Consider the following 1459-nt stretch of genomic DNA (forward strand, 5'->3'; position numbering starts at 1 on the left):
AATATTGCAGCTGAAAAACGAGGCATTGTACGAGAATATTTACAACAAACCATTAATTTTGATGAAAAGTTTGCATTTGTTGAGTTCTGGGGACGAGGGTACACACAGGATACATTCACAAGATTGTTGATAGACGCGGCAGGCAAAGAAGTGGACAATCCGTTTTATTATGTAAGAAATTACACACCAGATTATGGGCGTTCAATTCGTCATCGGTTTACGCAGATGCCTGTTAATTTCACGGATTTCGAGTCTATTTTTGCAACAACACCTTATAAGAGTATTCCTGGATACTACTATGGCGAAAACGGCAAAGTGGAGCCAGTCTTTGAATCACAGTGGAATGAATATAATGAAGCTATTTCGGCAGGCATTCAACAGTTTGCGGCCGAGTTTTCTAAGTTAGGATTCTCTGGAAACGATACAATTCAAAGATACGTTGCTGAGACAGTATATCAGTATTACTTTGATAATCCACAAGACCAGTTTATTACTGATGTTTTTGCAAATTATAAAGATAATGTTTCAATGTACGGGGATACACAAGAATTTGCTCCTGCATTGTCAGCTGATGTAGTTTTGAGTAATTCGATTGCAGAGTTGAAACAGATGACTAAGAATCTTGAGATATCATTAAGTAGGTCAACAGATGAAGCTCGAGAAGCGTTTGAAATCCGGCAGAAAATCGAAAAATTACCTGTCAAAAAGCTAAAGCCAAGAGATGCCTTATTCCCTAAGAACGATTTATCAAATTATGTTGTTCCAAAGAAACTTCCTGCACAAGTTGTACTCCTCAAAGATCAATTTGCGTACGCTAGTGTGGGGTGGAATAAGAATTCTAAAAAGCAGGAGGAGTTAAGCGCGTTCACTATTCTAGAGGTTAGTTCTGTGGAATGGACCGCAACCGGAGTGCCACGTCTGCGAACTCGATTTGGATATATCACCGCTCACGTAAATTACGTTGCTACTCTTCGCGATGATATTGACCAGTACATTTATGAGGATGTGAAGCAAGTAACGGTAGTTACACCAACCTACTATTATCGAACGGTGGCGTTTGGTCGACCCGATAGAATTGATGAGCAAGCTAAACGTGGTCAAAAGATTGATGTTTTGGCTGTTGAATGGACGAAGAACGGAACTCCTCGACTAAAGACGGCAAATGGATATATTACTGCAAATAAGAATTATGTTTCGATTGATCCTAAAATGACAGCGCTTCGCAAAAAGGCTGTTAAGGGGATTGTTAAGCGTTTGACTAAGTAATGAAAGTGACTCTTTTAGATGATTTCTAAGTTAAAAAAGAAGATTAAAAAGAAACTGAAAAAGTATCTGAATAAATCTAAAAAAGCATATTTTCGAATTGTGTATAAGGTATTCGCATTATTGCCAATTCATAAAGATGCAGTAGCGTTTTTATCGGATTCGCGATCGAATCTAACTGGAAATTTTGAGTATA

General features: G+C 38.0%; 1 protein-coding gene. It reads left to right on the forward strand.

The window, feature by feature from the left end:
* On the forward strand, positions 1-1266 hold a 1266-nt coding region (locus WEIDD23_RS00615), incomplete at its 5' end, for a DUF5776 domain-containing protein (RefSeq protein ID WP_242865349.1).
* Positions 1267-1459: the final 193 nt, after the last annotated feature.

Source organism: Weissella sp. DD23 (assembly GCF_001579105.1).
In the GTDB taxonomy this organism is placed as follows: Bacteria; Bacillota; Bacilli; order Lactobacillales; family Lactobacillaceae; genus Weissella; species Weissella cibaria.